Source organism: Gephyromycinifex aptenodytis, assembly GCF_012277275.1.
Lineage (GTDB): Bacteria > Actinomycetota > Actinomycetes > Actinomycetales > Dermatophilaceae > Gephyromycinifex > Gephyromycinifex aptenodytis.
Map to the genome: position 1 here is coordinate 1 of NZ_CP051155.1, position 13,225 is coordinate 13,225.

General features: G+C 63.4%; 6 protein-coding genes and 3 rRNA genes. 8 read left to right on the top strand and 1 reads right to left on the bottom strand.

All coding sequences use genetic code 11. The features are described from left to right. Positions 1–58: 58 nt before the first annotated feature. The 3 genes from G9V96_RS00005 to rrf all read left to right on the top strand — a co-directional run bounded on the left by G9V96_RS00005 (position 59) and on the right by rrf (position 5,317). A 16S ribosomal RNA gene (locus G9V96_RS00005) occupies positions 59–1,579 on the top strand. A 344-nt stretch (positions 1,580–1,923) separates the two neighbouring features. Next, a 23S ribosomal RNA gene (locus tag G9V96_RS00010) occupies positions 1,924–5,028 on the top strand. Positions 5,029–5,200: 172 nt separating this feature from the next. After that, positions 5,201–5,317, top strand: a 5S ribosomal RNA gene (gene rrf, locus G9V96_RS00015). Together the 16S, 23S and 5S rRNA genes form the textbook arrangement of a ribosomal RNA operon. Before the next feature lie 439 nt (positions 5,318–5,756). On the opposite strand, the gene G9V96_RS14915 is transcribed toward rrf, so the two are convergent. Further along, positions 5,757–7,037 carry a hypothetical protein gene (locus tag G9V96_RS14915; protein WP_210424425.1) on the bottom strand — a complete coding sequence of 427 codons (1,281 nt, stop codon included), beginning with the start codon at positions 7,035–7,037 and terminating at the stop codon, positions 5,757–5,759. A gap of 6 nt (positions 7,038–7,043) precedes the next feature. On the opposite strand from G9V96_RS14915, the gene G9V96_RS14920 reads away from it, so the two are divergent. The 5 genes from G9V96_RS14920 to recN all read left to right on the top strand — a co-directional run bounded on the left by G9V96_RS14920 (position 7,044) and on the right by recN (position 13,225). After that, positions 7,044–8,159: a tetratricopeptide repeat protein gene (locus tag G9V96_RS14920; RefSeq protein ID WP_210424426.1), complete on the top strand. Its 1,116-nt coding sequence runs from the start codon at positions 7,044–7,046 to the stop codon at positions 8,157–8,159. Between the two features lie 4 nt (positions 8,160–8,163). Further along, positions 8,164–9,204 carry an HAD-IIA family hydrolase gene (locus G9V96_RS00025; protein ID WP_168581197.1) on the top strand — a complete coding sequence of 347 codons (1,041 nt, stop codon included), beginning with the start codon at positions 8,164–8,166 and terminating at the stop codon, positions 9,202–9,204. A 439-nt stretch (positions 9,205–9,643) separates the two neighbouring features. Then, on the top strand, positions 9,644–10,447 hold the full coding sequence (locus G9V96_RS00030; RefSeq protein WP_226913344.1) for a TlyA family RNA methyltransferase: 804 nt from the start codon (positions 9,644–9,646) through the stop codon (positions 10,445–10,447). Further along, positions 10,447–11,343, top strand: a complete 897-nt coding sequence (locus G9V96_RS00035) for an NAD kinase (RefSeq protein ID WP_168581198.1) — start codon at positions 10,447–10,449, stop codon at positions 11,341–11,343. The genes G9V96_RS00030 and G9V96_RS00035 overlap by 1 nt, the downstream gene beginning before the upstream one ends. Before the next feature lie 127 nt (positions 11,344–11,470). Further along, positions 11,471–13,225, top strand: coding sequence for a DNA repair protein RecN (recN, locus tag G9V96_RS00040; protein WP_168581199.1), 1,755 nt, complete (start codon positions 11,471–11,473; stop codon positions 13,223–13,225).

Here is a 13,225-nt window from a genome sequence, read left to right on the forward strand (position 1 = left end):
CGATGCCAATTGTTTGTTGGTTTAACGTCAATGTGATGTTTTGCCAGATTTGAATTCTTTTATGGAGAGTTTGATCCTGGCTCAGGACGAACGCTGGCGGCGTGCTTAACACATGCAAGTCGAACGATGAAGGCAAGCTTGCTTGCTGGATTAGTGGCGAACGGGTGAGTAACACGTGAGCAACCTACCCTTCACTTCAGAATAAGCCTGGGAAACTGGGTCTAATACTGGATATGATCTCCTGCTGCATGGTGGGGGATTAAAAGTTTTTCGGTGAGGGATGGGCTCGCGGCCTATCAGCTTGTTGGTGAGGTAGTGGCTCACCAAGGCGACGACGGGTAGCCGGCCTGAGAGGGTGACCGGCCACACTGGGACTGAGACACGGCCCAGACTCCTACGGGAGGCAGCAGTGGGGAATATTGCACAATGGGCGAAAGCCTGATGCAGCGACGCCGCGTGAGGGATTAAGGCCTTCGGGTTGTAAACCTCTTTCATCGCCGAAGAAGCGAAAGTGACGGTAGGCGGAGAAGAAGCACCGGCTAACTACGTGCCAGCAGCCGCGGTAATACGTAGGGTGCGAGCGTTGTCCGGAATTATTGGGCGTAAAGAGCTTGTAGGCGGTTTGTCGCGTCTGCTGTGAAAATTCGGGGCTTAACTCCGGACGTGCAGTGGGTACGGGCAGACTAGAGTGTGGTAGGGGAGACTGGAATTCCTGGTGTAGCGGTGAAATGCGCAGATATCAGGAGGAACACCGATGGCGAAGGCAGGTCTCTGGGCCATAACTGACGCTGAGAAGCGAAAGCATGGGGAGCGAACAGGATTAGATACCCTGGTAGTCCATGCCGTAAACGTTGGGCGCTAGGTGTGGGGCTCTATTCACGAGTTCTGTGCCGCAGCTAACGCATTAAGCGCCCCGCCTGGGGAGTACGGCCGCAAGGCTAAAACTCAAAGGAATTGACGGGGGCCCGCACAAGCGGCGGAGCATGCGGATTAATTCGATGCAACGCGAAGAACCTTACCAAGGCTTGACATACACCGGAAAAGTGCAGAGATGTGCTCCCCGCAAGGTCGGTGTACAGGTGGTGCATGGTTGTCGTCAGCTCGTGTCGTGAGATGTTGGGTTAAGTCCCGCAACGAGCGCAACCCTTATTCTATGTTGCCAGCACGTAATGGTGGGGACTCATGGGAGACTGCCGGGGTCAACTCGGAGGAAGGTGGGGACGACGTCAAATCATCATGCCCCTTATGTCTTGGGCTTCACGCATGCTACAATGGCCGGTACAGAGTGCTGCGATGTCGTAAGGCGGAGCGAATCACTAAAAGCCGGTCTCAGTTCGGATTGGGGTCTGCAACTCGACCCCATGAAGTCGGAGTCGCTAGTAATCGCAGATCAGCAACGCTGCGGTGAATACGTTCCCGGGCCTTGTACACACCGCCCGTCAAGTCACGAAAGTTGGTAACACCCGAAGCCGGTGGCCTAACCCCTTGTGGGAGGGAGCTGTCGAAGGTGGGACTGGCGATTGGGACTAAGTCGTAACAAGGTAGCCGTACCGGAAGGTGCGGCTGGATCACCTCCTTTCTAAGGAGCATCAACCGAATGGTTGCACCTTTTATGTCACTCGTTTGTGGTGACTGGGGTGTTGCTCATGGGTGGATCATCGATTATTTGGCTTCTGCTGGTTCGCATGTCTACGAGTACGGCTGGCTGCATCTTTTGGGTGTGGTTGGTGTGGAAAGTGTGTGTGGTCTGGTGGGGGTCTGGCACGTTGTTGGGTCCTGAGGGATCGGCTGCACGCTTTTGTGGTGTGTGTCTGGTTTACTCTGGTTGTCCCTTTCTGCTTCGGCGTTCCTGTTTGGGTGCGTTGGGGTGGTTGTGGGTTGGTGTTTTGAGAACTATACAGTGGACGCGAGCATCTTTGTTGTGGTCAAGTTTTTAAGGGCGCACGGTGGATGCCTTGGCACCAGGAACCGATGAAGGACGTAGGAATCTGCGATAAGCCTCGGGGAGTCGATAACCAGACTGTGATCCGAGGATTTCCGAATGGGGAAACCCGGCTGGAGTCATGTCCAGTCACCCACACCTGAATATATAGGGTGTGTGGAGGGAACGTGGGGAAGTGAAACATCTCAGTACCCACAGGAAGAGAAAACAAAAGTGATTCCGTGAGTAGTGGCGAGCGAAAATGGATCAGGCTAAACCGCATGCATGTTAAAGCTGGTAGGCGTTGTGTGTGTGGGGTTGTGGGAGCGTGTGTCGGGAGCTACTGATCCCGAACGGAGTAAGAAATTCGTGCTGTAGCCGAAGGGTCTGGAAAGGCCCGGCATAGAGGGTGTAACCCCCGTAGGCGAAACAGTGTGAACTCCGATGCGTTTTCCCGAGTAGCACGGGGCCCGAGAAATCCTGTGTGAATCTGGCGGGACCACCCGCTAAGCCTAAATATTCCCTGGTGACCGATAGCGGACAAGTACCGTGAGGGAATGGTGAAAAGTACCCCGGGAGGGGAGTGAAATAGATCCTGAAACCGTGTGCCTACAATCCGTCGGAGCCTTTAGGGGTGACGGCGTGCCTTTTGAAGAATGAGCCTGCGAGTTAGTGCTCCGTGGCGAGGTTAACCCGTGTGGGGTAGCCGTAGCGAAAGCGAGTCCTAATAGGGCGTTTGAGTCGCGGGGTCTAGACCCGAAGCGGAGTGATCTACCCATGGCCAGGTTGAAGCGACGGTAAGACGTCGTGGAGGACCGAACCCACTTAGGTTGAAAACTGAGGGGATGAGCTGTGGGTAGGGGTGAAAGGCCAATCAAACTCCGTGATAGCTGGTTCTCCCCGAAATGCATTTAGGTGCAGCGTCACGTGTTTCTTGCCGGAGGTAGAGCTACTGGATGACTGATGGGCCTTACCAGGTTACTGACGTCAGCCAAACTCCGAATGCCGGTAAGTGAGAGCGTGGCAGTGAGACTGCGGGGGATAAGCTTCGTAGTCGAGAGGGAAACAGCCCAGATCATCAGCTAAGGTCCCTAAGCGTGTGCTAAGTGGAAAAGGATGTGGAGTTGCGATGACAACCAGGAGGTTGGCTTAGAAGCAGCCACCCTTGAAAGAGTGCGTAATAGCTCACTGGTCAAGTGATTCCGCGCCGACAATGTAGCGGGGCTCAAGCACACCACCGAAGCTATGGCATTGACATATTTCCCTCCTTTATTGGCAGGGGTGTTGATGGGTAGGGGAGCGTCGTGTGGCGAGTGAAGCGCCGGAGTGATCCAGGCGTGGACGCCACACGAGTGAGAATGCAGGCATGAGTAGCGAATGACGGGTGCGAAACCCGTCCGCCGAATGACCAAGGGTTCCAGGGTCAAGCTAATCTGCCCTGGGTAAGTCGGGACCTAAGGCGAGGCCGACAGGCGTAGTCGATGGACAACGGGTTGATATTCCCGTACCGGCTGCACACCGCCCATACTGAATCAGGGGATGCTAAACATCTGAAGCGTTTCGTTTCTGGTCTTTGATCAGTTTCGTTTCGTGGAGTGTGTGACCCGATCTTGTAGTAGGTAAGCGATGGAGTGACGCAGGAAGGTAGCCTCCGCGTGGCGATGGTTGTCCACGTCCAAGCATGTAGGGAGTCTTCTAGGTAAATCCGGAAGGCATATATCCTGAGATGTGATGGTGACCCCGTATGGGGGAAGCAGGGTGATCCTATGCTGCCGAGAAAAACTTCTAGCCAGGGGTGTGGCCGCCCGTACCCAAAACCGACTCAGGTGGTCAGGTAGAGAATACTAAGGCGATCGAGTGAATCGTGGTTAAGGAATTCGGCAAAATGCCCCCGTAACTTAGGGAGAAGGGGGGCCCGAACCTTGAAACCCTTACGGGTTAGGGGTGAGGGTCGCAGAGACCAGGGAGAAGCGACTGTTTACTAAAAACACAGGTCCGTGCGAAGAAGTAATTCGATGTATACGGACTGACGCCTGCCCGGTGCTGGAACGTTAAGGGGACCGGTTAGTCCACTTGTGGGCGAAGCTGAGAACTTAAGCGCCAGTAAACGGCGGTGGTAACTATAACCATCCTAAGGTAGCGAAATTCCTTGTCGGGTAAGTTCCGACCTGCACGAATGGCGTAACGACTTCTCCACTGTCTCAACCACGAACTCGGCGAAATTGCATTACGAGTAAAGATGCTCGTTACGCGCAGAAGGACGGAAAGACCCCGGGACCTTTACTACAGCTTGGTATTGGTGTTCGGTACGACTTGTGTAGGATAGGTGGGAGACTGTGAAGCTCATGCGCCAGCATGGGTGGAGTCAACGTTGAAATACCACTCTGGTCGTTCTGGATGTCTAACTTCGATCCGTGATCCGGATCAGGGACAGTGCCTGGTGGGTAGTTTAACTGGGGCGGTTGCCTCCTAAAGAGTAACGGAGGCGCCCAAAGGTTCCCTCAGCCTGGTTGGCAATCAGGTTTTGAGTGTAAGTGCACAAGGGAGCTTGACTGTGAGACAGACATGTCGAGCAGGGACGAAAGTCGGGACTAGTGATCCGGCCGTGGTTTGTGGAAACGCGGTCGCTCAACGGATAAAAGGTACCCCGGGGATAACAGGCTGATCTTGCCCAAGAGTCCATATCGACGGCATGGTTTGGCACCTCGATGTCGGCTCGTCGCATCCTGGGGCTGGAGTAGGTCCCAAGGGTTGGGCTGTTCGCCCATTAAAGCGGTACGCGAGCTGGGTTTAGAACGTCGTGAGACAGTTCGGTCCCTATCCTCTGCGCGCGCAGGAAACTTGAGAAGGCCTGTCCCTAGTACGAGAGGACCGGGATGGACGAACCTCTGGTGTGTCAGTTGTACTGCCAAGTGCACCGCTGATTAGCTACGTTCGGGAGTGATAACCGCTGAAAGCATCTAAGCGGGAAGCACGCTTCAAGATGAGGTTTCCATGCCCCTTGTGGGTGAGAGGCTCCCAGCTAGACTACTGGGTTGATAGGCCAGATGTGGAAGCACAGCAATGTGTGAAGCTGACTGGTACTAATAGGCCGATAACTTGACTACAACGATGATGTTCTGCGTCCACTGTATGGTTCCCGACACACCAGCCCGGGAATCAACTAAGCAACACCAGCACTGACCGTGCCAGGTGTCCCACCCCCCAACAACGGGAGGTCGGATACTGCGGCGTCGGGAAGGGTGCAGGGGTGTTGTGGCTGGTATAAGTCGATAGAGTTACGGCGGCCATAGCGAGAGGGAAACGCCCGGTTCCATTCCGAACCCGGAAGCTAAGCCTCTCAGCGCCGATGGTACTGCACTGGGGACGGTGTGGGAGAGTAGGACACCGCCGGACAACTTTTGAGTTAGGGAGGCCTTCACATCACGTGAAGGCCTCCCTAAACGCGTTCCGGCAAGACGATGAGCAGCGCAGCCTGCAACTGTGGCGATCGCCCGTGAGAAGGTAGGGCAGACGCGCCGCTCTCCCAGGTGGCAACTAAAGAGAGGTCCGGAGAATGGCAGACGAGGAGACCCCGCGTTCACGGTGGTCGAAGGCACGCAGTTCCGACGCGGCAGGTACGGAGCGGCGCGACCAACCCGAGTCGGGTAGCCGGCCGGACGGGCAAGAACCGCCGCGCGCACCACAGGCTGGTGACGGCCGCTCGGGATCTGGGCACGCCGGGCCTGCGCGTGGATCTGCACCCAGTGGCCAGGCGCGCGACCGCGCCGGCTCTGGCGAAGGTCGTTCCTTCGATGAGCGTCCTCACCGCGGACGTAGTGATGACCGTGGCGGTTCAGGTGAGCGCCGTGATGACCGCAGCGAGCGCCCCGAGCGTTCGCAGCGGTCGGGGGATCGTCCTGGCTACGGACGCAATGAGCAGCGTGGTAGCGGTGGCGAACGCGGGGACTCCCGTCGCGATGACCGACCGGGACGTCCCTCGTACGGGCGTAGCGATGATCGTCCGCAGCGCTCTGGTGAGCGCCCCTCCTACGGGCGCAGTGATGACCGGGACCGGGGCCGCTCGAACGAGCGCCCCTCCTATGGACGTAGCGACGACCGTCCGCAACGCTCCGACGAGCGCCCCTCCTATGGGCGTAGCGATGACCGGGACCGGGGGCGCTCCAACGAGCGTCCCTCCTATGGACGTAGCGACGACCGTCCGCAGCGCTCTGGTGAGCGCCCGTCCTACGGTCGCAGCGACGATCGCCGCCCTGAGCGGGGCCGTGACGACCGAGACCGGGGCCGCTCGAACGAGCGTCCCTCGTACGGGCGTAGCGATGAACGTCCGCAGCGCTCTGGTGAGCGCCCTTCCTATGGGCGTAGCGATGACCGGGACCGGGGCCGCTCCAACGAGCGCCCTCCCTATGGGCGTAGCGATGACCGGGACCGGGGCCGCTCCAACGAGCGCCCCTCCTATGGACGTAGCGATGACCGGGACCGGGGCCGCTCCAACGAGCGCCCCTCCTATGGACGTAGCGATGACCGGGACCGGGGCCGCCCCTCCTACGGGCGTAGCGACGATCGCCGCCCTGAGCGGGGCCGTGACGACAGGGACCGGGGCCGCTCGAACGAGCGTCCCTCCTATGGTCGTAGCGATGATCGCCACCAGCGCTCTGGTGAGCGCCCCTCCTACGGTCGTAGTGATGACCGTGGGCGCAGCGATGACCGTCCGCAGCGCTCTGGTGAGCGCCGGGACTTCCGTGGTGATGACCGTGGCGAGCGTCCGCAACGCTCCAACGAGCGCCCTTCCTACGGGCGCAGCGACGATCGCCGCCCTGAGCGGGGCCGTGACGACAGGGACCGGGGCCGCCCGAACGAGCGTCCCTCCTATGGTCGTAGCGATGACCGGGGCCGCGGGCGTACTGATGAGCGCTCGGGTGCCCCGTACGGCGATGAAGCTGCTGACCGGCGGCAAGGGCCCGGACCCAGACGACTGGACCGGCGCCCGCAAGAGGACCGGCGGCCTGCTGACCCGCCAATCGACGAGGACGTCACCGGTCTGGAGGTCGACCGTGCTGTCAAGAGCGATCTGCGTACCCTGACCAAGGAGAACGCCAAGGGTGTCGGCGCTCACCTAGTCATGGTTGCTCGCCTCATCGACACCGACATCGACACCGCGCGGGCCCACGCCGACGCTGCGGTCCGTCGCGGTGGCCGGGTGCCGGCGGTGCGGGAGGCCCGAGGGATGGTGGCCTATCAAGAAGGTGACTGGAACTTGGCCTTGGCCGAGTTCCGGACCGCCAGGCGCCTTTCCGGGTCTCACCATCTGCTTCCGTACCTGGTGGACTGTGAGCGTGCCCTGGGCCGCCCCGAGAAGGCACTCGACCTGGCACGCTCGCCCGAGGCTGCGACGCTGGGCACCGCAGAACGGGCCGAGCTGATGATCGTGCGCTCCGGGATTCGACGTGACATGGGTCAGGGTGAGGCTGCACTCACCGAGCTCGAAGGCCCACACCTGGTGCCGGGACGTCCTGAGCCGTGGGCTGCGCGGATCTACTACGCCTACGCCGATGCCCTGCTCGAACTGGGCCGCGTCGAACAGGCGCGCAAGTGGTTCACCGCTGCTGCCGAGGGCGACCCAGATCTGACCACCGACGCCTGGGAGCGCCTGGACGACCTCGACGGCACCGTGCACGTGGACCTCCTGGAGGGCGAGGAGGACGAAGACGACGCACCCGAGGGCGAGGTCCGTGACCACGCCGACCACGAGGGCCGCGACGACGAGCGATTCCAGCAGGATCGCCAGGACGGCGATCACGGCGAGCACTATGGCGGCGATCGGGAAGGCGAGCGTTCCCACGAGGACCGCGCGCACGACGACCACCCGGACGAGGGCTCTCACCGCAGGAGGCACCACGGCCAGGACGTCGAATCGGCCGGGGATGACGCGGCGCCGCGCGAAACGGAGTCTGGAGTGAACGACGAAGTCGAGCCGGCGCAGGAGCCCGAACCTAGCCAGCAGACAAGCACCGGCAGCCAGGAGCGGTTCGATGATGCTGCGGGCGAGTCCGACCCGGACCGCAACCCGGAGCCGTCCGAGAACAGCTCGGCCCTGAGTGACGACTCGTTCAACGCAGCCATCGAGCCCGAAAGCGACCAACCAGAAGACAGCAAGCCGGAAGCCGTCGAGAAACCCGATGAGGACACGACCGCACAGACACCTGCGCCGGACGTGGACGGGCGTACGCGAGAATGAGCGTATGAGGCTGTTTGAGCGTTATCGGGGCATCGTTTGCGATCTCGACGGAGTGGTCTATCGCGGACCGGAAGCAGTACCGCACGCGGTAGAGGCACTTCAGAGCGCTCACGCAGCGGGCGTTGGCGTTGCGTACGCGACGAACAACGCCTCACGTCCCCCGCAGCAGGTGTACGAGCAACTCCGCGGGCTCGGGCTGGACCTCGAACTGCGGGACGTGCTCACCAGTGCCCAGGCCGGGGCCCGGCACCTCGCTGAGGTCCTGCCCGCCGGAGGCCGGGTCCTTGCCATCGGCGGGCCCGGCGTCCGGCTGGCACTGCAGGAATCAGGGCTGCAGCCGGTACTACCGTCCCAGCTTGAGGCCGCCGCTGCGCAGCAGGAGTCTTTCGAACCTGTGTTGGCTGTCCTGCAGGGCTTCGGCCCGGATGTCAGCTCCAGCGACTTGAGCCAGGGCGCCTTCGCGATCCAGGAAGGTGCGCTGTGGGTGGTGACGAACAACGACACCACCTTGCCGACGGCACGTGGGCTGGCCCCCGGCAACGGAGCCCTGGTTGGCGCGCTGAAACACGCAGTCGGGATCGAGCCCACGGTGGTAGGAAAACCCGAAGCGCCGCTGTACCTGGTGTGTGCTCAAGTGCTCGGGTGCGAACCGAGCGAAACGCTCGCGGTGGGTGACCGCTTGGACACCGACCTGGCCGGGGCGGTGGCCTCCGGCATGGACGGGCTCTATGTGCGCACCGGGGTGAGCAGGCCCGTGGACGTGGCTTTGGCCGATCACTCGATGCGCCCCCGATACATCGCCGCCGACCTGCGGGCGTTGACCCAGGAATACGACGAGGCCGAAGTCCAGTCCGGCCAGGGCGAAGTACAGGCCAGCTGCGGGCAAGCCCGGGTCAGCCTCGGTGCGAGTTTGGAACTGCACGAGGGCGGAACACCATCGCAGCGGCTGCGGGCGTTCGTCGCCGCGTGCTGGGCCGCTGAGGAACTGGACCCTTCGACGTGGGGCGATGTCGACAGTTGGGTAGACGCGGGGGAGACCTCGTGAACACCCAGCCGCCCTTACCCGGTCCTCGGCCGGTGCCGAGGTCGCCGTTCACGCCCACCCCTGGCCCACCCGGCGCCTCATCGCAGTCAGCACGTGACACGCCACCAGGATCGGCGGGAGTGCCGGCACCCGGGCAGCTGGCGGGCGTAACCCCCGCTGCGTCGCCGGTGCCGGGTCCCACCCCGGGGCCGACACCTCCCGCGGCGGGGAAACCCACACCTGCAACCGCACCCGAGGCTGCAGTGCCCTCGCAGCCAGCTACGCCTGGTCCCAGACCGCCTGTTCCGGTTGCCCCCGGCGAGGTAGCCGCAGACCCGCAACTGCAGGACGCGCTGCGCAGCCTGCAGGGCGTGGCCGCAGACGACCTGGACGCCGTTCTCGGCGCTGCTGAAGAAGTGCACCGGCAGTTGCGGGCCCGACTCGGAGATGTGAGCGAGCGATGAACGCCAAGGTGCCGGTTCGCCTGGACGTCCACCTGGTCGCCGAAGGACTGGCGCGCTCTCGCGGCCAAGCGCGGGACCTGGTGCGTTCCGGGGTGGTGCGCCTGGATGGGCGAGTCATGCAGCGTGCCTCCCGAATGGTGCCCCCCGGGGCGAGGGTCGAGGTGGATTCCGATGGCGCCGCCCGCTGGGTAGGCCGGGCCGCTCTGAAACTGCTGGCAGCCTTCGAGGCTTTCGAACTCGATGTGCAAGGCGCGCACTGCGTCGACGTCGGGGCCTCCACCGGGGGCTTCACCCAAGTGCTGCTGGAACGCGGCGCGACCGATGTGGTCGCCATCGACGTCGGCCACGATCAGCTCGCGCCGCTGCTGCGTCAGGACGAGCGAGTGCGCGACCTTTCCGGGCACAACATCCGTGAGGTCGACGCTGACCAGGTCGGTGCCCCCTTCGATTTCCTGGTCGCCGACCTGAGCTTCATCTCCCTGACCTTGGTTCTGGACCGGCTTCGCGCGCTGCTCAGCGACACCGGCAACGGGGTGCTGCTGGTCAAACCACAGTTCGAGGTGGGGCGGAGCGGGCTTGGCAAATCCGGAGTCGTCACTTCTGCCAAGAACCGCAAGCAGGCACTGGCGAACGTCACCGAGGCCGCCTTGGCCGCCGGGCTCTACCCGTACGACCTGATCGCGAGCCCTACTCCGGGCAACACCGGTAACCGCGAGTATCTTCTGTGGGTCTCGGCTGTTCAGCGTCCCGTGCAGGTCGCCGCGCTCGTGGCGGCCGTCACCTCGCAGGAGGATTCCTGATGACCCGCCGCGTGCTGATCATCGCTCACCCTGGCCGCCCTGATCTGCAGGAACTCGTCGGGGTGGTTGCCAAGCTCATGCGAGAGGCGGGCCTGGATCCGGTGGTCCCGGCCCCGACCGCGCTGCGCGGCATCTTCGGTGACGACATCAGCGTGGCCGACACCCAGGTGCCTGCCCTGGGCTGCGAGCTTGTGTGCGTGCTGGGCGGTGACGGGACGATCCTGCGTGGCGCCGAACTCGCCCGCGAGACCGACACTCCGCTGCTCGGGGTGAACTTCGGGCACGTGGGCTTCCTCGCCGAGGCCGAGAAGGAAGACCTCGCGGTCACAGTGGAACGGATCAGCGCCGAGGACTACCGGGTGGAGGACCGGATGACCCTCGATGTCGTGGTCCGCTCCGGTTCGGACATCGTGGCGCAGAGTTGGGCGCTCAACGAGGTCACCGTGGAGAAGGCCGCCCGGGAGCGGGTGCTCGAACTCATTCTGGAGATCGACGGTCGCCCGCTGTCGACCTGGGGTTGCGACGGCGTCGTCATGGCCACACCCACCGGCTCCACGGCGTATGCGTTCTCGGCCGGGGGACCGGTGGTGTGGCCCGATGTTCAAGCCACCCTGCTGGTGCCGCTGTCGGCGCACGCCCTGTTCGCCAGGCCGCTGGTGGTCGCCCCCGACTCTCAGGTAGCGGTCGAACTCGTGCCCGGCATCCGAGGTCGCGGCGTGATGTGGTGCGACGGCGCGCGCCCGGTCGACCTGCCCGACGGGGCGCGGGTCGAAGTGACCCGTGGCGATCGCCCGGTGCGCCTCGTGCGCCTCTCGGAGGCTCCGTTCACGGATCGACTCGTGGAGAAGTTCGACCTGTCGGTGGAAGGCTGGCGCGGCGGACGACGCCGCACCTGAGCCGGAGCCGACGACACCTGCAACTGCACCTGCGGACGATTAGCCGGCAGCGGCCGGGCGCGACCCACCCGGCGCGTTGAACTGCTCCCGTCCCGGCGGTGTCAGCGCCGCCTCGTAGGCTGCAGCCATGCTTTCTCGCATCCGGCTCTCCCGGCTCGGCGTCATCGACGAGGCCGTGCTCGACCTGTCGCCGGGGCTGACGGTGCTCACGGGTGAGACGGGCGCCGGTAAGACCATGGTCGTCTCCGGGCTGGGGCTTCTGCTCGGAGCGCGCGCCGACGCCTCCCTGGTGCGCTCTGGAGCCGACACCGCAGTCGTGGAGGGCTCGGTGCTGCTGCCGGAGAGCCACCCGGCGTTGCTGCGAGCAGCCGAAGCCGGGGCCGATGTCAGCGAGGACGAACTGGTTCTGGTGCGAACCGTTTCGGCATCCGGTCGATCCCGGGCGCACGTGGGCGGACGCACCGCGCCGGTCGGTGTCTTGGGCGAACTGGGGGAGATGCTTGTCGCGGTGCACGGCCAAGCCGAACAGTGGCGCCTGCGCAGCCCCGAGCAGCATCGGCTGTTGCTGGATGCTTCCGCGCCGCAAACCGTGGGACCGGCGTTGGCTGCCTATCAGGAATGCTTTGCGGCCTACCGCCAGGCTGCGGAGGAGTTGCGCAGCCTCACCCAGGAGCAGGACCGGCGCACCAGCGAGGCCGATGTGCTGCGTGCTGGGTTGGCCGAGCTGGAACGGCTCGACCCGATGCCTGGCGAAGACCTGGCCCTGCGCGCGGAAGAAGAGCGGCTGGGTCATGTCGATGCGCTGCGCAGCAGCGCCACCAGCGCGTACACCTACCTGGCTGGCGCCGATGAGACCAGTGGCGTCGAATTCGACACCTGCGCGGCGCAATCATTGGCCCAGGCCCGCGAAAGCCTGTCCGGGGTGAGCAGCCACGACCAAGACCTTGCCGCGTTAGAGACCCGGATCGCCGACCTGGCCTATCTGGCCACCGACGTGGCAGGTGATCTGTCGAATTACCTGTCCGGACTGGAGATCGACCCGGCCCGGTTGGCGTGGGTGCAGCAGCGCAGATCCGAGCTGTCCCGCCTGACTCGTGCGTACGGGGAGACCATCGATGAGGTCCTGGCGTGGGGCGCGCGGGCCGCTGCACGTCTGGATGAACTTCTCACTGCGGACGACCGCATCGGGGAGCTGCGCGCCGCGGAGCAACGTCTGCGTGCAGAACTGGCGCAGACAGCGGCGGCGCTGCACACCGCCCGTGCCGAGGCAGCTGAACATCTGGGCCGCGCCGTCACCACAGAACTGTCGCAGTTGGCCATGGGTAAGGCGGCCGTGAGCGTCGTGCTCGGCCACACCCCAGACCCGGCAGGGTTACAGGTGCCCGGATTCCAAGAGCCGGTTCGCTACGGTGCAGCCGGCATCGACGACGTGGAGATCCGCCTCGCTGCCAACCCCGGGGCCCCGGCGCGCAGCGTCGGCAAAGCTGCCTCGGGTGGTGAACTGTCGCGCGTCATGCTCGCCATCGAGGTGGTCATCGCGGGCGCGGCCAGCGGATCCTCGGAGGTGACAACGTTCGTCTTCGACGAAGTCGACGCCGGGATTGGTGGGCGTGCGGCGCTGGCTGTCGGCGCCCGGTTGGCCGAACTGGCTCGCTGCGCCCAAGTGATCGTGGTGACCCACTTGCCCCAGGTTGCCGCCTACGCCGACCGCCACCTGGTCATCAACAAAGCCAACGACGGCCAGGTCACCGCCAGTGACATCAGCCAGGTCAGCGGCCAGGACCGACTGCGCGAGCTGTCTCGCATGATGGCAGGTTCGGATGAATCCGAGGCTGCCTTGGATCACGCGCGGGAACTGCTGAAGCAGGCACAGCAGCGCTGA

What these genes read in the sequence shown, in the direction of transcription:
- G9V96_RS14920 (WP_210424426.1), top strand. Translation starts at nt 7,044, where the DNA reads ATGGTTGCTCGCCTCATCGACACCGACATCGACACCGCGCGGGCCCAC.
- G9V96_RS00025 (WP_168581197.1), top strand. Translation starts at nt 8,164, where the DNA reads ATGAGGCTGTTTGAGCGTTATCGGGGCATCGTTTGCGATCTCGACGGA.
- G9V96_RS00030 (WP_226913344.1), top strand. Translation starts at nt 9,644, where the DNA reads ATGAACGCCAAGGTGCCGGTTCGCCTGGACGTCCACCTGGTCGCCGAA.
- G9V96_RS00035 (WP_168581198.1), top strand. Translation starts at nt 10,447, where the DNA reads ATGACCCGCCGCGTGCTGATCATCGCTCACCCTGGCCGCCCTGATCTG.
- recN (WP_168581199.1), top strand. Translation starts at nt 11,471, where the DNA reads ATGCTTTCTCGCATCCGGCTCTCCCGGCTCGGCGTCATCGACGAGGCC.